The sequence below is a fragment of the Streptomyces sp. NBC_01016 genome (assembly GCF_026341035.1).
GTDB lineage: Bacteria > Actinomycetota > Actinomycetes > Streptomycetales > Streptomycetaceae > Streptomyces.
In genome coordinates, this window is the sequence record NZ_JAPEOQ010000001.1 from 3,753,957 (window position 1) to 3,776,810 (window position 22,854).

Here is a 22,854-nt window from a genome sequence, read left to right on the forward strand (position 1 = left end):
CCGACGGCCCTATTTCCGCATGGCCAACGCGATGTGACGGGCCATCATGTCCAGCGTCTTCGCCTCCGCCATCGAGAAGGCGAGGCGGCCCGCGGACCGGAACAGGGTGAGCACGCCCTGGACCGGTTCGCCGGGCGCGGGAATCAGCGGGACACACAGCAGGGAGGTGACATCGGCACGGACGAGAACCGGCGCCCCCGACGCGTCGTCGCCCAGGGCCCGCAGGTCCTCCGGGCGCACGAGCAGCGCCGGGGCGCCGCCGCGCGCCGCCTCGACGACGAGCGGGGCGGCGGCCGGGTCCTGCGCGGCGATGTCCCGAACGGCTTCGTCGTCCGGGCCGAGCACCTCTATTCGCTCCAGGTGCGCGGCCCCCTTGTCGGCCACCACCCAGTCGGCGAACCGGCCGTGCAGCACGTGGGCGGCGTGCCGCAGGAGTTCGGCCGGGTCGCCCAAGGGGCCGCCGAGCAGTTCGCGCGCCATCGCGTCGAGCAGGTCGGTGAGCGCGGCGTGCCGGGTCGTCTCCGCGAGGTCGGGGACCGGCGCGGCGGGCCGGGCCGACGTGGGCCCGAGACCGGCGGCGTCCGCGGGCTGCAGGATCGCGAGGACGGTGGTGCGCCGCTCGTTGCCCGGGCGCAGGCCCGTGAGAATCGTGCGGACGGGGGCCTGCGGGTTCTGCTGCAGATGCACGGTCAGCCCGCGGTCCCCCTCGCCCCGGGCCACCGCCGCGACCTGCGAGCGGAACGCGGCCCGGTCGGCGTGCGCCAGGAACCCGGTCATCGGGCGGCCCGTCGCGTATCCGGCGCGTACGCCGGTGAAGGTCGTCGCCGCGAAGTTGAGGCGGCGCACCACCGCTTCGCGGTCCACGAGGGCAACCGGCAGCGGAAGGCGCTGGAAGACGGCGCGCAGCAGCTGCTGTTCGTGCCGCTCGGCAGCCGCATTGCGGCTCGTACCCGTGCCCGTGGCCCCACCTTGCTGGGGGTGCGGCCACAACTTCGCTGCTACATGGTCGAGTTCGAAGAGTGCTGCGTCGAGTACGGCGGGCAGTTCCGCCGTCGACACCGAGCGCGCTGTTTTCAACTCCGCCACACGGCGCACGAAGTCCGCAAGCTCTTCATCGAATTCCTCCATCTGCGCCATGCTGAGAACGTATCCCGTCCCGCGTTTTCGGGAGCCCGGTACGGGAAGCCGACCGACGAGGAGGCGTGAACCCGATGCGACAGTACGTGCGGGCCGATCAGGACGACGAAGCGGATCACGTCGGAAGGTATCCGGTGGCGCTGGGTCAACGCGCCACGGGGACACCGGAGTCGGGGCTTCCCGCCCGGCGGCTCTCCGAGCTCGCCGAGGGGGCGCTCCGGTGCACCGCGGAGTGCTGCGGCGCCGTCGCCACCGCGAGCGACGGCACCGACGAGCGGCCGACCGCGGTGACCCACCCCGACCTCGCCGCGCTCGTCTCCGTGCAGGACCGCTTCGGCGACGGGCCCATACCGGCGGCCGAGGAGGGCGGTGACCCGGTCGACGCCGGCGACCTGCTGAACGACCGGCGCTGGCCCGACTACCGTGCGCTCGCCCTGGATTCCGGGGTGCGCTCCAGCATCACCATTCCCTTCCGCAGCGGCGACCTCACGGTCACGCTCAGCCTGTACAGCTTCCGGGCCGGCTCCCTGGAGGCCGCGTCGCACGGGCCGATCCGCGCCCTCGGCGATCTGGCCGCCAGTTGCCTGGTGCGCGACCGCTCCTACCAGGAGGCGCTCACCGAGGTCGACCAGCTGGGCTCGGCGCTGCGCACACGGCCCGTCGTGGACCAGGCCTGCGGCATCGTCATGCATGTGCTGGGGTGCACACCGGACGAAGCGTTCACCGTGCTGCGCCGAATCTCGCAGACGACCAACCGGAAACTGGCGGATGTCGCCTCCGCCGTCGTCGAGCGGCGCGGACGCGGCCTGGAGCGCGAGTTCAGCGCCGTGGCGGACTGACCGCCCGCCCCACTTCCGGCAGCCGCGGTCACCCGACCGGCCCAGCCGCCTCGTCCCGCCCCGCCTGCCCTGGGGCCTGTCTTCAAACTCCCGTCTGCCCGGCGGCGTCTGGCACGCACGCTCGCGGCGTTGCCGAAAAGCCCTAGTAGCTCCGCTACGAGGACTTCCCGGCGCCTTGCGATCGCACGCCCCAGACGCCGCCGGGCCGCCCTCCGGGCGACGACGGGAGTTTGAAGACAGGCCCCATTGCCCGCACGGGTACGTACAGGGGCAGGAGGCCGACACCAGGGCCACGCCGCGCGCGGACACCCGGTCAGGTGTGACGCTGGAGGCAGGACCTGGCGCCGGTCTCCCGGCTGCCCGGACCCGGTGGCCCGCCTGCCCACGGCGGCCGCCCCCGTACAGCGACCCCCACCCGCACAGCGAGCGGACGGCACGGAGGCAGCATGCGGCCATCGGAACCCACGGCCAGGACCTCAGGACCCGGCGCCGCGCGGGCCCGGGCCCCCGAAGGCCGTGGGCCCGTGCGGTACGGCCCGCCGCTGCCCGAGCCCGGCCTTCCGGTGCTGCCCGAACTGGCCGCCGTCACCGCGAGCGCCGCGGGGCGCCCGGACTCGGAGCCGCCGGGCGGGCCGCCCGCCCTCCTAGAAGCGGCCTGCGGCTACTGGCAGCGCCGCGGCCTCGACACCGAACGCGAGCAGCTCGGCGCGGCGCCCGGCGCGGCCCCGCTGCTGCTCGCCCTCACCGCCGCGCTCGGCGGCGACATGCTGGTGCCGCGCCCCTGTCCGGCCTGGTGGGTGCCGCAGGCCAGGCTCCTTGGCCGCGCCGTCTACCACGTGCCGACGCCCGCCGAATGCGGCGGCGTCCCCGACTCCTCGGCCTTCCTGGAGACGGTCCGCCGGGTCAGAGCCGAGGGCGGCGACCCGCGGCTGCTCGTGCTGTCCGTGGCCGACGACCCGACGGCGACCGTGCCGCCGCCCGAGGTGCTGCACGAGGCCGTGGAGGCGGCCGCGTCCGAGGGGCTGCACGTGGTCAGCGACGAGACGTGGCGGGACACCCTGCACCCGGGCGCCGACTCCGTCCTGTTCAGCCCCGCCGAGATGTACCCGCTCGACGTCACCGTCCTCAGCGACCTCACCGGCGCGTTCCTGCCGCCCTCGCTGCCCGCGGCCTGCGCCCGGTTCCCCGCCACCGAGCGCGGCGCCAGGCTGCGCGCCCGCGTCCTCGACTTCCTCACCGCCACGGGGGCGCTGCTCGCGGCGCCGGTCGCCGCCGCGGCCACGTACGTCCTGAACGAGACCGAGGAGATCACCGAGCGCCGCCGCGTCGGTGCCGCGCTGCACGCGCAGGTCGCCGGTGCCCTGCACCGCGCCGTGCTCGGCGCGGGCGGCCTCGCGAGGCCCCCGCGGGCCGGCCGGCACCTCTACATGGACCTGGAGGAGCTGCGCCCCCGGCTCGCCGCTCTCGGCGTCAGCGACTCCCAGGACCTGGAGGACTTCCTCGGCGAACGGCTCGGCATGCCGGTCCCCGGCGGCCACCGCTTCGGCGACGAGCAGGGTGTGCTGCGGGCACGCCTGTCGACGGGACCGCTGCTCGGGTCAACCCCCGAGGAACGCAGGGCGTCCCTCACCTCACCGGAGCCCTTGGAATTGCCGCACGTCGCAAGGCTGTTGACCATGGTGGAGTCGACGCTCCGCGCCATCGGCGGGGAACCGGCAGGCGAAGGATGGGAGACCGAGCGATGACGCAGGCGTCCGAAGCACCGTCGGCCGTGCAGCGGGCCGATGCCACCGCGGCCCCTCCGCCCCTCGTCGAGCCGCGACCGCTCGGCGGGGGCGACACAGGAGCGCAGGACGTACCGCGCCGCTGGCCCAAATCCTTCGCCCACCGGCTGACCGCACCGCTGCCGGGCCTGCGGGCCTTCGCCAGATTCGCCCGCGAGGGAGCGCTGCGGCCGCCCGCCGAGAGCCTCGCCGACATCCCGAACCTGCCCTTCGCGCCGGGCCCGCTGCCGCAGGTCGACGCCCGTACGGCGGCCGTCACCTGGGTCGGGCACGCCAGCTGGATCGTCCGCATCGGCGGCCTCACGGTCCTCACCGACCCCGTCTGGTCCCGCAAGATCCTCGGCACCCCGGCCAGGGTCACCCCCGCGGGCGTCGCCTGGAGCGCGCTGCCCCGCGTCGACGCCGTCGTCATCAGCCACAACCACTACGACCACCTGGACTGGCCGACCGTCAAAAGACTCCCGCGCGACACCCCGGTCCTCGTCCCCGCGGGCCTCGCCCGCTGGTTCACGCGGCGCGGCTTCACGCGGGTCACGGAGCTGGACTGGTGGGAGGCGGTGGAGATGAAGGGAGTCCGCTTCGACTTCGTGCCGGCCCACCACTGGTCCAAGCGCAGCCTCGTCGACACCTGCCGCACCCTGTGGGGCGGCTGGGTGCTCACCGACTCCGAGGGACAGCGGATCTACTTCGCGGGCGACACCGGCTACGGCCACTGGTTCTCGCAGATCGGCCGCCGCTACCCGGGCATCGACCTCGCGCTGCTCCCCATCGGCGCGTACGACCCGCGCTGGTGGCTCAAGGACGTGCACTGCGACCCGGAGGACGCGGTGCGGGCGGTGCAGGACGTGGGCGCGCGCCGGATGGCGCCGATGCACTGGGCGACGTTCCTGCTGTCGGCGGAACCGGTCCTCGAACCGCTGCACCGGCTCCGCGCCGCCTGGGACAAGGCGGGCCTCCCGCGCACGGCCCTGTGGGACGTGCCGGTGGGCGGCTCACGCGTGCTGACTGCCTGACTCCCGCCCCCGCACCTTGCGCCACACACTCGGCACCGTGCTGACCAGCACCGTCAGCGCGACCGCCGCGACGACGCCCTGCCACGGCTCCGGGAAGAGGGAGCCGCCGAGGATGCCGATGACCTGGTACGTCGCCGCCCACGCGAGGCAGGCGGGGACGTCGCCGCGGGCGAACTGCCGCAGCGGCATCTTCGCCATCAGGCAGGCCAGCATCACGGGGATCCGCCCCGCGGGCACGAGCCGCGACAGCACGAGCACCATCACCCCGTGGTCGGCGAGCTTGTCCTGAGCCTGCGCGAGCCGCTCCTCAGGGGCCCGAGAACGGATCGCCTCAAGCCACTTCGACCCGTTTTTCGAGTGCATGCCGCGCCGCCCCAGCCAGTACAGGACGATGTCGCCGAGGAACGCGGCGAGCGCCGCCACCGCGAAGACGAACAGCAGCGAGAGCGGCGAGCTGTGGTGGAACGCGACGACCGCCGCGGAACTCACGAGCGCGCCGGTCGGAATGACCGGGACGAGCGCCCCGAGGAAGACGAGCAGGAACAACGAGGGGTAGCCGACGGCCTGTTGGGTCGTCTCGGGCGGCACCTGGGTGGCGGCGGAGAGCATCACCGGCGCGCTCCCGACCGAGGGGTTCCGGAGCGAAGGGATCTGAGGGGAAGGGACCCGGGCCGAAGGGTTCCGGGGCGAAGGGATCTGGGTCGACGGGACCCGGGGCGAAGGTTCGCGGGCCGTCTCATCCGGCCACCTCGGGACGTACGCTCTCGCCCTGGTCGAGCCGGTGCACCGCCACGCCCGGCGCGCGCAGCGCCGCCTGCCGGACGAACTCGTCGCCCGGCGCGTGGAACTCGTGCGGCCGCACCGCGTCCATGCCGATCGGCCAGTACGTCCCGTAGTGCACGGGCACCGCGCTGCGCGGGGCGATCCGGGCGAGCGCCTCGGCGGCCCGCCCCGCGTCGAGATGCCCAGAGCCGAGATACGGACCCCAGCCGCCCACCGGCAGCAGCGCCACATCGACCTCGCCCACGGTCTCCGCCATGCCGTCGAAGAGCCCGGTGTCGCCCGCGAAGTACGTACGGGCCTCGCCGTTCACGACGTAGCCGAGCGCGGGGGCCGTGTGCGGACCGACCGGGATCCTGCGCCCGTCGTGCTCGGCGCGGACCACCTCTATCGCCACGTGCCCGATCTCGACGCGCGCGCCCGCCTCCACCTCGATGATCTTCAGCGTGCGGAGCTTGCGCAGCGCGGGCACGGCGCGCGGGGCGCCCTTCGGCACGAGCACCCGCGTACCGGGCGCGAGCCGGGCGAGCGACGGCACGTGCAGGTGGTCGGCGTGCAGGTGGGAGACCAGGACGACGTCCGCCTCCGCCGCGCGCGGTGGCGGGGGCGCGCCGCGCCGACGGCGCAGATGTGCGAGGCGCCGCGCGAAGAGCGGATCCGTGAGGACGCGCGTGCCCGCGTCCTCGACGGTGCAGGTGGCATGACCCCACCAGGTGATCTCCACCGGCACGCGCTCCTCCTTGTGCTCCTTCGGGCGACTCCCTTGAGCCTACGTGCAGGAGTAGGGTCGGGGCCGAAAGCTGTGGTGAGGGGGGACGCATGGGGGCATCCGACGGGAGCGGCGAAGCGGTACGGGTCGCGGCGATCGCCAGCCTGATCCCGCTGGAGGAGCTGGACGCCGACCCCTTCCTGGTGGACTCGCGCAGCCAGCACGCCATGTGCGCGCGCTGGGCCGCCGAACGTGGGTATGTGGTCACCCGCGAACTCCTGGTGCACGGGGTCCGTCCCGACCACGAGGTGCTGTGGGCGGACGTCGACGCGGGCCTCGTCGATGTGTTCGTCGCGCCCTGCGAGCGGGTTCTGCGGGCGGCGCTGCGGTCGGTCGACGCGTTCTCGGCGGAGTGCGAGCGGCGCGGCATTCGCCTGGAGACGGCGGGGTTGGCGGAGCCGGCCTACGACGCGGAAATGAAGGCCCGCGTCCACCGCCGCTTGTCGATGCCGACGGCGGGTTACGACGGCTGCTAGCCGCTGCCGCGTTTCGGCCCCACGTGCTCGACGCCTCGGGGCTCCGCCCCGGACCCCGCTGCTCAATCGCCGCAGGGGCTTGATAGATCAACCCCCGCCGCGCTTGATGGATCAAGCCGGTGGGCATTTCCAGCCCCGCCGGCGTTTGAGGCGCGGGGTCCGGGGCGGAGCCCCGAGGCCGTAACGCCGGGTGGGCGCAAAAGGTGTGAAACCCTGACCCCACGTGACCAAATGAGGGGAGCCGCAACGTGGCCGGAGGCCGTTGGTGGAGGCGGGCCGGAAGCACCGCCTGGCGATCGGTCGCCGTCTGGGCGGCCTGCACGGTCACCATGATGGTCCTCGCAGGCCTGCTCCCCGACTTCAAACTGACGTCCGACGACGGCGACAGCATGACCCGTATCGCCGTGACCGCCGCCCTCGGCGCCGCCGCCTTCGCCGTCCTCTCGGCCCTGGTCTGGCCGATCCTCGTACGCGCCCTGCTGCTCGTCCCCGCACTCGTCCTCGGCCTCGTCGTGTTCTTCCTCAACGGCGCCCTGCTGCTCATCGCGCTGCACCTCATCCCCGACGGCAGGGGAGAGGCAGGACCCGAGACCGCGGTCGTCGTGGCCGCGGTCATGTCGGCCGTGGCGTCGGCGGCCGGTGGTGCCCTGGCCGTCCGGGACGACGACGCGTACCGCAGGCGCCTGTACCGGCTCGCCGACCGCAGACGCCGCAGGGGCACCGACGCCGACGCCACCTGCCCGCCCACCCCCGGCACCGTCTTCATCCAGCTCGACGGCGTCGGCCACGAGGTGCTGCGCCGCGCCGCCCGCGACGACGTCATGCCGACGATCAACGCATGGCTGCGCGACGGCGGCCACCGCCTCACCCCGTGGCGCACCGACTGGTCGAGCCAGACCGGCGCCAGCCAGCTCGGCATCCTGCACGGCTCCAATGACGACGTCCCGGCCTTCCGCTGGTACGAGAAGGACACCGGCGAGACCCAGGTGTCCAACCGGCCCACCAGCGCCGCCGAGCTCCAGCGCCGCGCCGTCGCGCACACCGGCGACGGCGGCCTGCTCACCGTCGACGGCGCCAGCCGCGGCAACCTCTTCAGCGGCGGCGCCGAACAGGTCGCGCTCGTACTGTCCGTCGCCGCCCGGCGCGGCAAGGAGAACCGCTCGCGGGCCGGCTACTTCGCCTACTTCTCCGACCCGGCGAACGCCGTCCGCACCGCGTTGTCGTTCTTCGCCGAGGTCGGCCGCGAGATCGGGCAGTCCACGCGGGCCCGCATGTGCAAGGTACGGCCGCGGATCGGGCGCGGTGGCCTGTACCCGTTCATCCGCGCCTTCGCGACCGTCGTCGAGCGGGACGTCGTCGTCGCGGCCGTCATCGGCGACATGCTCGCGGGCCGCAGCGCCGTCTACGCCGACCTCGTGGCCTACGACGAGGTGGCACACCACTCGGGCCCGTTCGGCCGCGACGCGCAGAAGGTGCTCGAACGCCTCGACCGCTCGCTCGCGCTGCTCGTCAAGGTCGCCGACCACGCGCCGCGCCCGTACCGCATCGTCGTCCTCTCCGACCACGGGCAGAGCCCCGGCGAGACCTTCCGCGGCCGCTACGGGCTCACCCTCCAGGACCTCGTGCGCGCCGGCTGCGGGCTGCCCGTGCCGCGCAAGGCGGGGCGCACCCGCAGCGGCGCCGAGGCCCGCGCCGCCGTGCGGGCCGCGCTGCACCGGCCCGTCGAGGAGGGCGCGGGCAAGGGAAAGCGCAGCGAACCGATCGTGCTGGCCTCCGGCAACCTCGGCCTCGTCTCGTTCCCCGACGTCCCGCACCGCATGACCCGCGAGGAGATCGACGCCCGCAACCCCGCCCTGCTGCCGACCCTCGCCAACCACCCCGGCATCGGCTTCCTCCTCGTACGCAGCGAAGAGCACGGCGCGGTCGTGCTCGGGGCGCGGGGTGCGGAGGTGCCGCTGGCCGAGCTGGCCGACGGCGAGGGGCCGCTCGCCGACTTCGGTCCCGGCGCCGCCGACGCCGTGCGCCGCACCGACTCCTTCCCGCACACCGCCGACATCATGGTCAACTCCATGTACGACCCGGTGGAGGGCGAGGTCCTCGCCTTCGAGGAGCAGATCGGCTCGCACGGCGGGCTCGGCGGCGCCCAGAGCCGGCCGTTCCTGCTCTCGCCCGCGGAGCTGTCGGAGCCGGTGCCGGAGGGCGAGGCCCTGGTCGGCGCCGAGCAGGTGCACCAGGTGCTGCGCCGCTGGCTGACCGAGGGACACGGACCGCAGATCCCGATGCGGGTCGTGCCGCTGTCCCTGGACCCACCTGCGACGAAGCCGCTGGAACGGCCCGTGGAGAATTCCCTACGGCGCGAGCCCGGCGGTGCATCATTTGCGGCCACGCCCCCCGAGCCGCAGGACAATTCCGCCTGATTTGGAGCGCGGCGGGAGCCCACCGGACCATGGGCCCCGCCATCCGGCGATCCCGCGGTGGCCCAGCACAATCGAGAGGCACTTCCCCCCATGCTCGACACCGGGACTGCCCCCGCTCCCGAGACGGCTCCGGCAGCGGACGAGGACCAGAACCAGGACGGCAAGCACGCCCGCAGGTTCGGTCTTCCCATCGCGACGGCCCTCGTCATGGGCAACATCATCGGCGGCGGCATCTTCCTGCTGCCCGCGTCCGTGGCCCCGTACGGCACGATCTCGCTGGTCGCCTTCGGCGTCCTGACGGTCGGCGCCATCGCCCTCGCGCTCGTCTTCGGGCGGCTCGCGAAGCGGCATCCGCAGACCGGCGGCCCCTATGTGTACGCCCGTGAGGCCTTCGGCGACTTCGCCGGGTTCCTCGCCGCGTGGAGCTACTGGATCACCTCGTGGGTGTCGAACGCGGCGCTCGCCGTCGCGGCCGTCGGCTACCTCAATGTGCTCCTGCCGATCCACGGATCGACGTTCTGGACGATCGTCGCTGCGCTCGCCTGCCAGTGGCTGCCCGCGCTCGCCAACCTCGCCGGCACCCGCTACGTCGGCGCCGTCCAGCTGGTCTCCACCGTGCTGAAGTTCGCGCCGCTGGTGCTCGTCGCGGTCGGCGGCCTGTTCTTCTTCGACGCCGACAACCTCGGCCCGTTCCAGACGGGCGGGGACTCCCCGGTCGGCGCGATCTCGGCGTCCGCCGCGATCCTGCTCTTCAGCTACCTGGGCGTCGAGTCCGCCTCCATGAGCGCGGGCGAGGTCCGCGACCCGGAGCGCAACGTCGGCCGCGCCACCGTCCTCGGCACGGGCCTCGCCGCCCTCGTCTACCTGCTGTGCACGGTCTCCGTCTTCGGCACCGTCGCCCACGACAAGCTCGTGGACTCCACCGCGCCGATGACCGACTCCGTCAACGTGATGTTCGGCGGCACGTGGGGCGGCACGGCGGTCGCGATCGCCGCGGTCGTCTCGATCCTCGGCGCGCTCAACGGCTGGACGCTGCTCTCCGCGCAGGCGCCGTACGCCCCCGCGAAGGACGGCCTGTTCCCGGCCGCGTTCGCGCGCAAGAAGCGTGGCGTCCCGACGTTCGGCGTGCTCGTCGGCGTCGCGCTCGCCTCGCTCCTGACCATCTACAACTACACGGCGGGGTCCGAAGGCGTCTTCGAGAGCCTCGTGCTCATCACGACGTTCACGGCGACGGTCCCTTACCTCCTCGCCACCGCCGCGCAGATCTACTTCCTGCTGTCGGGCCAGGGCCACCGGGTGAGCAAGGGCCGGCTCGCGCGCGACATGACGCTCGCGCTCGCCGCGTTCGGCTTCTCGATGTGGCTGGTCGGCGGCGCCGGCTACGCGGCCGTCTACCAGGGCGTCATCTTCCTGTTCGTGGGCGTCCTCGTCTACGCGTGGATGGCGGCCCGCAAGAGGCGGCAATCAAGCCCCTGCGGCGATTGAGCAGCGGGGTCCGGGGCAGAGCCCCGTGGCGTAGGCCCGGCCGGCCCGCACAGAGCGAACCGGCCGGACCCTGACGTCATCGGGCGATAGGTGCCACCACCCACCGCTGTGTCTTGAACATGCTGTCCCGTGAGCCGATCTCGATCAGCTTCCGCGCAGCGGGATACGCCTCGTTGCCCTCGATCTCGTAGCCGACCTCGAGGGACCCGGGTACGTCCCTGATCTCCAGCTGCGCCTCGATGTCGGCCGCCGACCGTTCACCGTCGGCGGCCATCGCGGTCAGATGGGCGATGCGCCGCTGCTGCGCCTCCTCCAGCGCCTGCCGCGGGTCGCGCGACCCGGGCGAGGCGAGCGCCTGCTGGCCCTTGCCCGACGGGGGCGCGACCGCGGAGGCGGGCGTGCGGGTGTCGCCGGTGGGCGTGCGCGTCGACAGGGTGGCCTGGACGACCGTGCCGTCGTTGTCGAGCGCGACCCGGAACTCGCCGCGGCCCGGCGTGATCACCGGTACGCCGTCGAAGACCTGCCGGAACGTGACGTGCGTCTGCAGCGACACCGGCTCACCGATCTCCGAGCCGTCCTTCTTGCCGCTGTTCTGCATCAGGTCGTGCACGCTGTCCACGACCAGCTCGACGCCCTCCGCGTTCTCCTGCGCGAACCGTTGCGCGATCTCGACCGCGCGCTCGGTCGGCAGCTGGTGCGTGTTGCGGTGGTTGGCCTCGGCGAGCTTCACCCAGCGCACGGCCTGCGGCGCCGTCGACACGAACCGGTCGCCCGAGCTCGCGCTGAGCACGCCCTGCCGCTCGACCTGCACCTCTTGCAGCGCCGCAGCCGGGAAGTGTGCGAGACGGCCCATCGTGGCGAGTTCCTCGCTCGGGTCGCGCGGCGCGAGCTGCACGATCTGCGGGGTCGCCGGCGCCTGCGTCAGCGGGTCGCGCAGGCCCTGGCGCGCGTAGTACCAGCGCCACACGTACCAGTTGTCCGGCACGTGCTCCCGGTAGAAGTTGCGCTCCGAGTTCAGCCGGTTCTGCGCCTCCGCCTGGGTCGCACCGGTGGCGCACACCGAGGGCGCCTGACCGTGGTAGATGTCCCAGCTGGCGTTGAGCCACGCGTCGCAGTACGTCTGGCCGGCCCGCCACTTCTCCCAGAACTTCTTGCCGTAGTCGCCGCTGTCGATGCTCGTCGTCTCGAACCCGAAGATCATCCGGGAACCGAGGTTGGGCCCGGCCCACGTGCGGATGGGGGAGTGCCCGTCGAGGACGCGCAGCGAGCTGCACGTCGACCAGAACACGTAGTTGGCCTTCTCGTTGCCGAACGCCATCCGGTTGGAGACCGCGTCCGAGCGGTTGTCCCACTTGGCGCCGAGCGGCGCGAAGAACACTCCGTTGCCGTCCATGCCGCCGTGCCCCGAGTGGTACACCGCGACGACGGCGTCCACGCCGTACCGGTCCTGCCAGTTGTCGTACGTCTCCTCGTACGCCCACACCTGGGCGCCCGCGTCGGCGAACCAGAAGTTGCGGTCGTAGAACTGCTGCAGATACGCGAGCCAGCCGGTCGCGTCCTCGTGCGTGTGGGAGAGCGGGTTCTGGTTGACGAACTTCTGGATGCTGAACGCACCCCACCAGCCGAACGTCGAATCCCGGTCGGTCGCGCCCGGCTTCCCGGTCTCCAGTGGTGACGGACCTTGGTCCGCGTAGATCATGCGCATGGTCTGACCCCCTGCGAAGCCCCCTGAAACCCCCCTGGGCGGGAGGCCCCAAACTGTCACCATCGTGCCGACTTGCCCAGTTCGCTTTCCGGCCATGGTGGCGTGCCACGGGCGCGTCGGATGTGGTCGGATAGGAGTCCGAAGCATCCGGAAACGGAAAGGAACCACCGTGGCAACCACGCGCTCCGCACACACCGTGTGGGAAGGCAACCTGTTCGAGGGCAACGGCACCGTCACCTTCGACTCGTCCGGCATCGGCCAGCAGCCGGTGTCCTGGCCGTCCCGCGCAGAGGAGGCGAACGGCAAGACCAGCCCGGAGGAGCTGATCGCGGCCGCGCACTCCTCCTGCTTCTCCATGGCGCTGTCCAACGGTCTGACCGGCGCGGGCACCCCGCCCACCAAGCTGGTCACGTCCGCGGACGTGACGTTCCAGCCGGGCGAGGGCATCACCGGCATCCACCTCACGGTCGAGGGCACCGTCTCCGGCCTCGACGAGCAGGGCTTCCAGGCGGCCGCGGAGGACGCCAAGAAGAACTGCCCCGTGAGCCAGGCGCTCACCGGCACGACGATCACCCTCACCGCCAAGCTGGGTGGCTAGACCTAGGGTCTGTCGTTTGGATCAGGCCGGATCAGGGAGCGGGGTAATGGGGCCTCCCCTGCTCGAGCGAAGCCGAGAGCTTGGGGAAGCGTGCGATCGCAAGGCGGAGGAGGGAGGCGACGCGGAGCGTCGTCGACCGACGACAACGCCGCGAGCGTGCGTGCCGGGCCCCGCGAGCCCGGACTGATCCAAACGACAGGCCCTAGGCGTCCGCGCTCTTGACGTAGGCCCGCTCACGCCCTGTGCTGGATCCGGACGTGGGCGGGCCTTCGCATGGAATGGGGACGTGTCATGGGGCGTGCGGTAGGTATCGATCTCGGTACGACGAACTCGGTGGTTGCCGTGCTCGAGGGCGGTGAGCCCACCGTCATCGCCAACGCGGAGGGCGCGCGCACCACGCCCTCGATCGTCGCCTTCGCCAGGTCGTCGAGCGCCGAGGTGCTCGTCGGCGAGGTCGCCAAGCGGCAGGCCGTGACGAACGTCGAGCGCACCGCGCGCTCCGTCAAACGGCATATGGGGGACGGGAGTTGGCGCTTCCCCGACTCCGGTGACATCGACGGTCACCGCTACAGCGCGCAGGAGCTCGCCGCCCGCGTCCTGCAGAAACTCAAGCGTGACGCCGAGTCGTACCTCGGCGAGGACGTCACCGACGCCGTCGTCACCGTGCCCGCCTACTTCGACGACGCGCAGCGCCAGGCCACGAAGGAGGCCGGCGAGATCGCGGGCCTGAAGGTCCTGCGCATCGTCAACGAGCCGACCGCCGCCGCGCTCGCGTACGGGCTCGACAAGGGCGACGAGCAGACGGTCCTCGTCTTCGACCTGGGCGGTGGCACGTTCGACGTGTCGCTCCTGGAGATGGGCGAGGGCGTCATCGAGGTCAAGGCCACCAACGGCGACACCCAACTCGGCGGCGACGACTGGGACCAGCGGATCGTCGACCATCTCGCGCGGCAGTTCAAGAACGCCCACGGCATCGACCTCGCCGAAGACAAGATGGCCGTGCAGCGGCTGCGCGAGGGCGCCGAGAAGGCCAAGATCGAGCTGTCCTCGTCCAGCGAGACGACCATCAACCTGCCCTACGTCACGGCCTCCGCCGCGGGCCCCCTGCACCTCGACGAGAAGCTGACGCGCGCTCAACTCCAGGAACTCACCGGGGACTTGCTCGACCGCTGCAAGAAACCCTTCCACCAGGCCGTCAAGGACGCGGGCGTCGAGCTGAAGGACATCGACCACGTGATCCTGGTCGGCGGGTCCACGCGCATGCCCGCCGTCACCGACCTCGTGAAGGAACTCACCGGGAAGGACCCGCACAAGGGCGTCAACCCGGACGAGGTCGTCGCCGTCGGCGCCACGTACCAGGCCGGTGTGATCCGCGGCGACGTGAAGGACGTACTGCTGCTCGACGTCACCCCGCTGTCGCTCGGCATCGAGACCAAGGGCGGGGTGATGACCAAGCTCATCGAGCGCAACACCACCATTCCCACCCGCCGTTCGGAGAGCTTCACGACCGCCGCCGACAACCAGCCCTCCGTCGGCATCCAGGTCTTCCAGGGCGAGCGGGAGATCGCCGCCTACAACAAGAAGCTGGGCGTCTTCGACCTCACAGGACTCCCGCCCGCGCCGCGCGGCGTGCCGCAGATCGAGGTCACCTTCGACATCGACGCCAACGGGATCATGCACGTCGGCGCCAAGGACCTCGCCACGGGTCGCGAGCAGAAGATGACCGTGACCGGCGGCTCGGCGCTGCCCAAGGACGAGATCGACCGGATGATGCGGGAGGCCGAGGCGCACGCCGAGGAGGACCGCACGCGCCGCGAGGCGGCCGAGGTCCGCAACGAGGCGGAACAGCTCGTCTACCAGACGGAGCGCTTCCTGCGCGAGAACGACGAGGACACGGGGCGCATCCCCGCCGCGACGCGCACCGAAGTGGAGGACTCCGTACGGGAGTTGAAGACCGTACTGGAGTCCAAGGAGCCGTCCACGCAGGAGTTGCGCGAGGGCGTGCGCAAGCTGGCCGAGGTCAGCCAGCGGATGGGTCAGGCGATGTACCAGGCGGCCTCGTCGGCCCAGGGAGACGCGCCGCCGTCGGGCGAGCAGCCGCCTCAGGACCAGGAAAAGGACGCCCCCGAGGACGTGGTCGACGCCGAGATCGTGGACGACGACAAGCCCTAGGTGGACGACGACAAGCCCGAGTCGGTCACTGCCGGCCGGTCATCCGAGGGCTGCCCGCTCCCGCTCCAGGATCTCCACCGTCCGCTCGGCCCCGGCCGCCTGTGCCACCAGGTGGTCGAGCACCTCCAGGTGCATGCCGACCTCGTCCCGGGCGTCCAGGTACAGGGCCCCGGTCACGTACTCGCTGTAGACCATGTCCGGCAGCTCCCTGACCGGGAACCGGAACAGCGTGAACGGGCCGAACGTGCCGGGGTGCGGCCCCGACGCGAACTCGGCTATCTGGAGCGTCACGTTGGGGCGCCGCGTCACTTCGATGAGCCGGTCCAGCTGGCCGCGCAGCACCTCGCGGCCGCCGGGCGGGCGCCGCAGCACCGTCTCGTCCATGACGACCCACAGGTGCGGCGAGTCCTCCCGGTCGAGCAGCGACTGGCGGGCCATGCGCAGGTCGATGTGCCGGTCGACCTCCTCGGGCCGGGAGCGGCCCACCGTGCCGGCGTCGAAGACGGCCCGCGCGTACGCCTCCGTCTGCAACAGGCCGGGCACGAAGTGCGGTTCGTAGGCGCGGATCATCGAGGCCGCGCCCTCAAGGCTGACGTACAGGCTGAACCAGTCGGGGAGCACATCGTGGAACCGCTGCCACCAACCCGGCAGATTCGCGTCCTCGGCGAGCGCCACGAAGGCCTCGATCTCGCGCTCCGGCACCTCGTACAGCTCCAACAGCATCTGCACGTAGGGGATCTTGAGCGCGACCTCCGCGGTCTCCATCCTGCGGATCGTCGCGCTCGCCACGCGCAGCGGCCTGGCCGCCTCCTCGCGCTTGAGTCCGCGGGCCTCGCGCAGATCACGCAGGCGGCGACCGAGGACGACCTGGCCCACGGTGGGCGCGGGCCGACGTTCACTCACCTTGGTACGTCTCCCCAGGAGTTAGGAGCCGGTGCGCTCCCACCCCCGACGCTCCGGCCGCGCGCCGAGACGCCGCGGATCGCGGCTGCGGTAAACGACGTACGGGCGGAACAGGTACTGCACCGGCGCGCTGAACATATGCACGAGCCGGGTGAACGGTACCAGCGCAATCAGTAGCATGCCCACTACTGCGTGGATCTGATAGAGCGTAGGCACCCCGTCCATGAGCACCACATCGGGGCTCAGCGTGAACAGGCTGCGCGACCAAGGGGCGATGGTCTGCCGGTAGTCGTAGCCGTTGCCGCCCGAGTGCGTGAGCTTGGCCGTCATGCCGAGGACGATCGCGCCGAGCAGGAACACGTACATGGTCTTGTCGTTGCGCGTCGTGGCCAGCAGCACCGGGGCCTTGGTGCGGCGCCGGTAGACCAGCATCGCGATCCCGACCACCGCGAGGACGCCCGCGAAGGTGCCGCCGATCAGCGAGAACATGTGGTACGTGTGCTCGCTGACGCCGACCTTCTCGGTCCACGACTCCGGGATGAACAGGCCGACGATGTGGCCCACGAGCACGAAGAGGATGCCGTAGTGGAACATCGGCGACGCGATGTTGAGCAGCTTCGACTCGTAGACCTGCGACGAGCGCGTCGTCCAGCCGAACTTGTCGTAGCGGTAGCGCCAGATGGTGCCGGCGATCAGCAGGACGAACGCCACGTAGGGCAGGACACCGAAGAGCGCTGTGTTCACCGCGCGTGCTCCTTCTCGAGGAGGGGGAGTGCGAAGGGTTCGAGACCGACGTCCTCCTGGGGCGGTCCCGACCGGGCGAGCGCCTGCGCCTCGGCCCGGTCCTTGGGGGAGGGCCCCGGCAGGGCGGCGCACACCGCGTTGAGGACGGTCGCGTACGGGGTGCCGTGGTCGGTGAGGGCGAACCGCAGCAGTTCGAGGCCCGCGCGGTTGTCCTCCAGCAGGAACGTGCCCTCCTGCGCGGAGAATTCGAGGACGGCGGGCAGGAAGTCCGGGAGTTCCTCGCCGGTGAACTCCATGCCGTGCTCCCGGTAGACCTCCTTCATCCGCACCAGGGACATGCCGCGCCTACGGGTGTCGCCGTCGCGCCACCACGTCAGATACAGGCTGTGCCGGTTCTTGAAGTCGAAGACCTGGACGTAATGGGCCGCCAGATCCTGCATCGGCGTGGCCTCGGCGTGCTCGACGAAGGGCGCGAGCGGCGGCGCGGCCGCGCGGATCAGCGGAAGCCGCTGGTAGAACTCCTCGTCCGGGTACGTGAGACAGAGCGCGGAAGCCTGAAGGAGCAGGGAGGTCCGGTCGGTCATCAGCTGTCCTCCTTGTCGGTGCTGTCTGCGGTTTGCCGTTCCTTGCTGAGCTGGAAGTTCTCGACGGAGACGACGGGCAGCAGCTTGCGGCCGTCGGCGACGGTCGTCCCGGAGTCGCCGCCGAAGGGGCCCTCGCCGCCCATGCCGGGGCCGCCCTCGTGGTCGAGCGAGCAGGTGTCCGACGGCAGTGCGGACTCCTCAAGGCGCTGCGCGTCGCCGACCGCCGCGGTCGGGATCACGTAGCGGTCCTCGTACTTGGCGATGGCGAGCAGCCGGTACATCTCCTCGATCTCGTACGGTGACATGCCGATGGACTCGGCGATCGAACTGTCGGGCAGGTCACCGAGGTTGATGGCCCGCATGTGCGAGCGCATCGCGGCCAGCTTCTCCAGGGAGGCGCGTACGGGCTTGGTGTCGCCCGCCGTGAAGATCTCCGCCAGGTATTCGAGGGGGATGCGCAGTGTGTCGATCGCGCCGAACAGGTTCGAGTGGTCCTCGCCGTCGTGCCCGGTCTCGGTGAGCGCGTCGACGACGGGGGAGAGCGGCGGGATGTACCAGACCATCGGCATCGTCCGGTACTCCGGGTGCAGCGGCAGCGCCACCTTGTACTTGCTGATGAGCGCGTGCACGGGGGAGCGCCGCGCGGCCTCCATCCAGTCGAACGGGATGCCCGCCTCCTCGGCGGCCCGCTGCACCGCGGGGTCCTCGGGGTCGAGGAAGATGCCCAACTGCTCCTCGTACAGGTCGTGTTCGCTCTTCGAGGAGGCGGCCTCCGTCACCTTGTCGGCGTCGTAGAGCATCACGCCGAGATAGCGGAGCCGGCCCACGCAGGTCTCCGAGCAGACCGTCGGCAGACCCACCTCCAGGCGCGGATAGCAGAGCGTGCACTTCTCGGCCTTGCCGGTGCGGTGGTTGAAGTACACCTTCTTGTACGGGCAGCCGGTCACGCACATCCGCCAGCCGCGGCAGGAGTCCTGGTCGACGAGGACGATGCCGTCCTCGACGCGCTTGTACATCGCGCCGGACGGGCAGGACGAGACGCACGACGGGTTGAGGCAGTGCTCGCAGATCCGCGGCAGATAGAACATGAAGGTCTGCTCGAACTGGAACTTGACCTTCTCCGCGGCCTGTTCGCGGGTCTTCTCCACCATCGGGTCGAGATCGCCGTACTGGGCGGAGCCGCCGAGGTTGTCGTCCCAGTTGGAGGACCACTCGATCTTCATCGGCTTGCCGCTGATCAGGGAGCGGGGCTCCGCGACCGGGTAGTCGTCGCCGAGCGGGGCGTTGGTCAGGTTCTTGTAGTCGTACGTCCAGGGCTCGTAGTAGTCCTTGATCTCCGGCAGCTTCGGGTTGGAGAAGATGCCGAGGAGCTTCTTGAACCGGCCGCCGCCCTTCAGCTTCAGGGCGCCCTTCTTGTTGAGCTCCCAGCCGCCGCGCCACTTCTCCTGGTCCTCGTAGCGGCGCGGATAGCCCTGCCCGGGGCGGGTCTCGACGTTGTTGAACCAGACGTACTCCATGCCGTTGCGGTTGGTCCACGCCTGCTTGCAGGTGACCGAGCAGGTGTGGCAGCCGATGCACTTGTCGAGGTTCATGACCATCGCGACCTGAGCCATGATGCGCATCAGTACTGGACCTCCTGGGAGCGGCGGCGGATGACCGTGACCTCGTCGCGCTGGTTGCCCGTCGGGCCGAGGTAGTTGAACGCCCAGCTCAACTGGGCGTAGCCGCCGATGAGATGGGACGGCTTGAGGATGAGTCGGGTGAGCGAGTTGTGGATGCCGCCGCGCTTTCCGGTCGTCTCCGCCTTGGGCACGTTGACGGTGCGTTCCTGCGCGTGGTGCATGTAGACCGTGCCGGCCGGCATGCGGTGGGAGACGATCGCGCGGGCGACGACGACGCCGTTGCGGTTCACGGCCTCGATCCAGTCGTTGTCCTTGACGCCGATCGAGTCGGCGTCCTGCGGGGACATCCAGATGGACTGGCCGCCGCGGGACAGCGCCAGCATGAACAGGTTGTCCTGGTACTCGGAGTGGATGGACCACTTGTTGTGCGGGGTGAGGTAACGGACCGTCACTTCCTTCTCGCCGTCCGGCCCGAGCCGTGGCTCACCGAACAGCCGGTTCATGTCGAGTGGTGGCCGGTAGACGGGCATCGCCTCGCCCAGCTCGTGCATCCAGTCGTGGTCGATGAAGAAGTGCTGGCGACCGGTGAGGGTGTGCCACGGCTTGAGGTGCTCGGTGTTGAGGGTGAACGCCGTGTAGCGGCGCCCGCCGGACTCGCTGCCCGACCACTCGGGCGAGGTGATGACCGGTACGGGCGCGGCCTGCGTGTCCGCGTACGTGATGCGCTTGCCCTCGTGCTCGGCGGAGAGGTGCGCCATCTCCTGGCCCGTACGGGCTTCCAGCGTGTGGAAGCCCTGCGTGGCGAGGCGGCCGTTGGTGGTGCCGGACAGGGCGAGGATGGTGTTCGCCGCCTTGACCGCCGTGTCGAGGGACGGCCGGCCGTCGGCGGGGCCGCCGCGCACGGCGCCGTTGCGCTCGCGCAGCTCCGTGACCTCCTGGTCGGGCTTGAGGGCGATTCCCTTGGCGGGCAGGCCCAGTTGCTCGACGAGTGGGCCGAGCGCGGTGAACTTGGCGCCGATCGCCGTGTAGTCGCGCTCGACGACCGTGAGGTTCGGCATGGTCTTGCCCGGCACCGGCTCGCACTCGCCCTTGTGCCAGTCCAGGACGATGCCGCCGGGCTGCGCGATCTCACCCGGGGTGTCGTGCTGGAGCGGCGTCGCCACCAAGTCCTTGCGTACGCCCAGGTGTTGGGCGGACAGCTCGCTGAGCTTGTGGGCGAGCGCCTTGAACGTGTCGAAGTCGCTGCGCGCCTGCCACGGCGGGTCCACGGCGGGCGTGAACGAGTGCACGTAGGGGTGCATGTCCGTGGAGGCGATGTCGTGCTTCTCGTACCAGGTGGCGGCGGGCAGCACGACGTCGGACAGGAGCGTGGAGGACGTCTGCCGGAAGTCGAGGGACGTCAGCAGGTCGATCTTGCCCTCGGGGGCCTCGTCGTGCCAGGTCACCGTCGAGGGGCGCTCATCGGGGGAGGCCTCCTCGGCGCGCAGCGAGGAGTGCGTGCCCAGCAGGTGCTTGGTGAAGTACTCGGCGCCCTTCGCGGACGAGCCGAGCAGGTTCGCCCGCCACAGGGTCATCACGCGCGGCCAGTTCTCGGGCGCGTCCGGGTCCTCGCACGCGAACTTCAGCGAGCCCGCCTTGAGTTCGGAGACCGTGTCCTCCACGGACTGCTCACCGAGCGCGAGCGAGCTGCGGTCGAACGTCGGATACGACGGCATCCAGCCCGAACGGGCCGACAGGGACAGCACATCGGCGCCCGTCATGCCCTCGAAGGCACCCTTGCCGAGCGGGGACGCGAGCACGTCGGCGCTGAACCTGTCGTAGCGCCACTGGTCGGTGTTGAGGAAGAAGAACCCGGTACCGATCATCTGCCGCGGCGGCCTCGACCAGTCGTTGGCCGAGGCGAGCGACGCCCAGCCGGTCACCGGACGGCACTTCTCCTGACCGACGTAGTGGGCCCAGCCGCCGCCGTTCCTGCCCTGGCAGCCGGTGAGCTGAAGGAGGGACAGGAAGCCACGGTAGGTGGTCTCGGAGTGGAACCAGTGGTTCGTGCCGGCGCCCATCAGGATCATGCAGCGCCCGCGCGACTTCTCGGCGGTCTGCGCGAACTCCCGTGCGATCTTTACGCACTTGGCGGCCGGTACGGAGGTGTGCATCTCCTGCCAGGCCGGGGTGCCGGGCGTCTCCGCGTCGTCGTACGAGGCGGGCCACTGGCCCGGGAGGCCGTCGCGCCCGACGCCGTACTGCGCGAGCAGCAGGTCGAACACGGTTGTCACCAGCGGGCCGCCCTGCCCGCCGAGCCGGGTCGCCGGCACACCGCGCCGCACGACCTCGCCGCGGCCCTGCCCGTGCGTGCCGCCGTCGGTGTCGAAGCGGGGGAGCAGCACCTCCACGCCACCGGCGATGTCGGAGTCGTGCAGGCTCAACTTCGGTTGGATATTGCCCAGTTCGAGGTTCCACTTGCCCTTGCCGGACTCGGTCCAGCGAAAGCCCAGGGAGCCGTTCGGGACGACCGGCTGGCCCGTCGCCTCGTCGAGCACGGCGGTCTTCCACTCGGCGCCCTCGCCGCCCTGCCCGAGATCGGTGGCGCGCAGGAACTTCGACGGCACGTACGCCCCGTCGCGCTCCTCAAGTGTCACCAGGAACGGCAGGTCGGTGAACTTCTTGACGTAGTCCGTGAAGAACGGCGTCTGCCGGTCGACGAAGAACTCCTTGAGGATCACATGCCCCATGGAGAGCGCGAGCGCGCCGTCGGTCCCGGGGTGCGGGTGCAGCCACTCGTCGGCGAACTTCGCGTTGTCCGCGTAGTCGGGCGCGACGACGACGACCTTCTGGCCGCGATAGCGCGCCTCCGCCATCCAGTGCGCGTCGGGCGTCCTGGTGACCGGGACGTTCGAGCCCCACATCATCAGGTACGCGGCGTCCCACCAGTCACCCGACTCGGGGACGTCGGTCTGGTCGCCGAACACCTGCGGCGAGGCCACCGGCAGGTCCGCGTACCAGTCGTAGAACGACAGCATCGGGGCGCCGATCAGCGAGTGGAACCGGGCCCCCGCCGCGTGCGACACCATCGACATCGCGGGAATGGGGGAGAAGCCGGCGATCCGGTCGGGCCCGTACGTCTTGATGGTGTGCACGTGCGCCGCGGCGACGATCTCCACGGCCTCGTCCCAGGTGGCACGCACCAGCCCGCCCTTGCCGCGGGCCTGCTGGTACCTGCGGCGCCGCTCGGGGTCGGACTGGATGTCGGCCCACGCGAGCACCGGGTCGTGCAGCCGCGCCTTCGCCTCCCGGTACATCTCCACGAGCACGCCCCGGATGTACGGGTAGCGCACACGGGTCGGCGAGTACGTGTACCAGGAGAACGCGGCGCCGCGTGGACAGCCGCGTGGCTCGTACTCCGGCCGGTCGGGGCCCACGCTCGGATAGTCCGTCTGCTGGGTCTCCCAGGTGATGATGCCGTCCTTGACGTACACCTTCCACCGGCACGAGCCGGTGCAGTTCACGCCGTGCGTGGAGTTCACGACCTTGTCGTGGCTCCAGCGGTCCCGATAGAAGACGTCCCCGTCCCGGCCGCCCTTGATCTGCACGCTGTGCAGGTCCTCGGAGGCCGTCCCCCTCCGGAAGAACCGCCCCGCGCGCAGCAGCGCGGCATCCGGCTCGGTCGGGGTGCGTGTCGTATCCGTCACCGTTTGCTCCCTCGATGTCCCGTTCTGGGCACGCTAATGGGCGCCCGCCGGGGGCACACCTCGGCCGGGGCCGTACGAGTCGGGCGCGGGGCCGGCGGCCGGGCATTACCCCGGACGTAATCGACCCGCCACCCGGGCAC

At 71.2% G+C, this 22,854-nt stretch carries 17 protein-coding genes; 8 read left to right on the plus strand and 9 right to left on the minus strand.

The window, feature by feature from the left end:
• Positions 1 to 9: 9 nt before the first annotated feature.
• Positions 10 to 1,137 carry a PAS domain-containing protein gene (locus OG746_RS17010; RefSeq protein WP_266715461.1) on the minus strand — a complete coding sequence of 376 codons (1,128 nt, stop codon included), beginning with the start codon at positions 1,135 to 1,137 and terminating at the stop codon, positions 10 to 12.
• Between the two features lie 74 nt (positions 1,138 to 1,211).
• Here OG746_RS17010 and OG746_RS17015 point away from each other — a divergent pair, with 74 nt between their 5' ends.
• From OG746_RS17015 to OG746_RS17025, 3 genes are all read left to right on the plus strand, one after another.
• Positions 1,212 to 1,976, plus strand: coding sequence for an ANTAR domain-containing response regulator (locus OG746_RS17015; protein ID WP_266715462.1), 765 nt, complete (start codon positions 1,212 to 1,214; stop codon positions 1,974 to 1,976).
• 446 nt (positions 1,977 to 2,422) lie between these two features.
• Positions 2,423 to 3,721, plus strand: a complete 1,299-nt coding sequence (locus tag OG746_RS17020) for an aminotransferase class I/II-fold pyridoxal phosphate-dependent enzyme (RefSeq protein WP_266715463.1) — start codon at positions 2,423 to 2,425, stop codon at positions 3,719 to 3,721.
• Positions 3,718 to 4,773, plus strand: a complete 1,056-nt coding sequence (locus OG746_RS17025; RefSeq protein ID WP_266715464.1) for an MBL fold metallo-hydrolase — start codon at positions 3,718 to 3,720, stop codon at positions 4,771 to 4,773. The genes OG746_RS17020 and OG746_RS17025 overlap by 4 nt, the downstream gene beginning before the upstream one ends.
• On the opposite strand, the gene OG746_RS17030 is transcribed toward OG746_RS17025, so the two are convergent.
• Both OG746_RS17030 and OG746_RS17035 read right to left on the minus strand, forming a co-directional pair.
• Positions 4,753 to 5,382, minus strand: a complete 630-nt coding sequence (locus OG746_RS17030; RefSeq protein WP_266719005.1) for a DedA family protein — start codon at positions 5,380 to 5,382, stop codon at positions 4,753 to 4,755. The two genes, OG746_RS17025 and OG746_RS17030, sit on opposite strands and share 21 nt — an antisense overlap.
• Before the next feature lie 127 nt (positions 5,383 to 5,509).
• Positions 5,510 to 6,283 (minus strand): MBL fold metallo-hydrolase, encoded by a 774-nt coding sequence (locus tag OG746_RS17035; RefSeq protein WP_266715465.1) that lies wholly within the window; start codon positions 6,281 to 6,283, stop codon positions 5,510 to 5,512.
• Between the two features lie 89 nt (positions 6,284 to 6,372).
• On the opposite strand from OG746_RS17035, the gene OG746_RS17040 reads away from it, so the two are divergent.
• The 3 genes from OG746_RS17040 to OG746_RS17050 all read left to right on the plus strand — a co-directional run bounded on the left by OG746_RS17040 (position 6,373) and on the right by OG746_RS17050 (position 10,700).
• Positions 6,373 to 6,798 carry a hypothetical protein gene (locus OG746_RS17040; protein WP_266715466.1) on the plus strand — a complete coding sequence of 142 codons (426 nt, stop codon included), beginning with the start codon at positions 6,373 to 6,375 and terminating at the stop codon, positions 6,796 to 6,798.
• 329 nt (positions 6,799 to 7,127) lie between these two features.
• Positions 7,128 to 9,215 (plus strand): alkaline phosphatase family protein, encoded by a 2,088-nt coding sequence (locus OG746_RS17045; protein WP_524540470.1) that lies wholly within the window; start codon positions 7,128 to 7,130, stop codon positions 9,213 to 9,215.
• 90 nt (positions 9,216 to 9,305) lie between these two features.
• Positions 9,306 to 10,700 (plus strand): amino acid permease, encoded by a 1,395-nt coding sequence (locus OG746_RS17050; RefSeq protein ID WP_266715468.1) that lies wholly within the window; start codon positions 9,306 to 9,308, stop codon positions 10,698 to 10,700.
• Positions 10,701 to 10,776: 76 nt separating this feature from the next.
• Here OG746_RS17050 and OG746_RS17055 read toward each other — a convergent pair whose 3' ends face one another.
• Positions 10,777 to 12,405: a DUF6345 domain-containing protein gene (locus OG746_RS17055; RefSeq protein WP_266715469.1), complete on the minus strand. Its 1,629-nt coding sequence runs from the start codon at positions 12,403 to 12,405 to the stop codon at positions 10,777 to 10,779.
• 169 nt (positions 12,406 to 12,574) lie between these two features.
• Here OG746_RS17055 and OG746_RS17060 point away from each other — a divergent pair, with 169 nt between their 5' ends.
• Complete coding sequence (locus OG746_RS17060; RefSeq protein WP_266715470.1) at positions 12,575 to 13,003, plus strand: OsmC family protein; 429 nt, start codon at positions 12,575 to 12,577, stop codon at positions 13,001 to 13,003.
• Between the two features lie 291 nt (positions 13,004 to 13,294).
• Positions 13,295 to 15,175, plus strand: a complete 1,881-nt coding sequence (dnaK, locus tag OG746_RS17065; protein ID WP_266715471.1) for a molecular chaperone DnaK — start codon at positions 13,295 to 13,297, stop codon at positions 15,173 to 15,175.
• A 39-nt stretch (positions 15,176 to 15,214) separates the two neighbouring features.
• Here dnaK and OG746_RS17070 read toward each other — a convergent pair whose 3' ends face one another.
• From OG746_RS17070 to OG746_RS17090, 5 genes are read right to left on the minus strand one after another with little or no spacing between them, the layout of a single operon-like run.
• Positions 15,215 to 16,078, minus strand: coding sequence for a Sco1979 family transcriptional regulator (locus tag OG746_RS17070; protein WP_266715472.1), 864 nt, complete (start codon positions 16,076 to 16,078; stop codon positions 15,215 to 15,217).
• Between the two features lie 21 nt (positions 16,079 to 16,099).
• Complete coding sequence (narI, locus tag OG746_RS17075) at positions 16,100 to 16,822, minus strand: respiratory nitrate reductase subunit gamma (RefSeq protein WP_266715473.1); 723 nt, start codon at positions 16,820 to 16,822, stop codon at positions 16,100 to 16,102.
• Positions 16,819 to 17,406, minus strand: coding sequence for a nitrate reductase molybdenum cofactor assembly chaperone (gene narJ, locus OG746_RS17080; protein WP_266715474.1), 588 nt, complete (start codon positions 17,404 to 17,406; stop codon positions 16,819 to 16,821). Before narJ ends, narI begins: the two co-directional genes overlap by 4 nt.
• Complete coding sequence (gene narH / locus OG746_RS17085) at positions 17,406 to 19,028, minus strand: nitrate reductase subunit beta (RefSeq protein WP_266715475.1); 1,623 nt, start codon at positions 19,026 to 19,028, stop codon at positions 17,406 to 17,408. Before narH ends, narJ begins: the two co-directional genes overlap by 1 nt.
• Positions 19,028 to 22,714 carry a nitrate reductase subunit alpha gene (locus OG746_RS17090; protein WP_266715476.1) on the minus strand — a complete coding sequence of 1,229 codons (3,687 nt, stop codon included), beginning with the start codon at positions 22,712 to 22,714 and terminating at the stop codon, positions 19,028 to 19,030. Before OG746_RS17090 ends, narH begins: the two co-directional genes overlap by 1 nt.
• Between the last annotated feature and the right edge of the window lie 140 nt (positions 22,715 to 22,854).

Coding starts and splice junctions, on each gene's coding strand:
- OG746_RS17010 (WP_266715461.1), bottom strand. CDS start 1,137: ATGGCGCAGATGGAGGAATTCGATGAAGAGCTTGCGGACTTCGTGCGC.
- OG746_RS17015 (WP_266715462.1), top strand. CDS start 1,212: ATGCGACAGTACGTGCGGGCCGATCAGGACGACGAAGCGGATCACGTC.
- OG746_RS17020 (WP_266715463.1), top strand. CDS start 2,423: ATGCGGCCATCGGAACCCACGGCCAGGACCTCAGGACCCGGCGCCGCG.
- OG746_RS17025 (WP_266715464.1), top strand. CDS start 3,718: ATGACGCAGGCGTCCGAAGCACCGTCGGCCGTGCAGCGGGCCGATGCC.
- OG746_RS17030 (WP_266719005.1), bottom strand. CDS start 5,382: ATGCTCTCCGCCGCCACCCAGGTGCCGCCCGAGACGACCCAACAGGCC.
- OG746_RS17040 (WP_266715466.1), top strand. CDS start 6,373: ATGGGGGCATCCGACGGGAGCGGCGAAGCGGTACGGGTCGCGGCGATC.
- OG746_RS17045 (WP_524540470.1), top strand. CDS start 7,128: ATGATGGTCCTCGCAGGCCTGCTCCCCGACTTCAAACTGACGTCCGAC.
- OG746_RS17050 (WP_266715468.1), top strand. CDS start 9,306: ATGCTCGACACCGGGACTGCCCCCGCTCCCGAGACGGCTCCGGCAGCG.
- OG746_RS17055 (WP_266715469.1), bottom strand. CDS start 12,405: ATGCGCATGATCTACGCGGACCAAGGTCCGTCACCACTGGAGACCGGG.
- dnaK (WP_266715471.1), top strand. CDS start 13,295: ATGGGGCGTGCGGTAGGTATCGATCTCGGTACGACGAACTCGGTGGTT.
- narJ (WP_266715474.1), bottom strand. CDS start 17,406: ATGACCGACCGGACCTCCCTGCTCCTTCAGGCTTCCGCGCTCTGTCTC.
- narH (WP_266715475.1), bottom strand. CDS start 19,028: ATGCGCATCATGGCTCAGGTCGCGATGGTCATGAACCTCGACAAGTGC.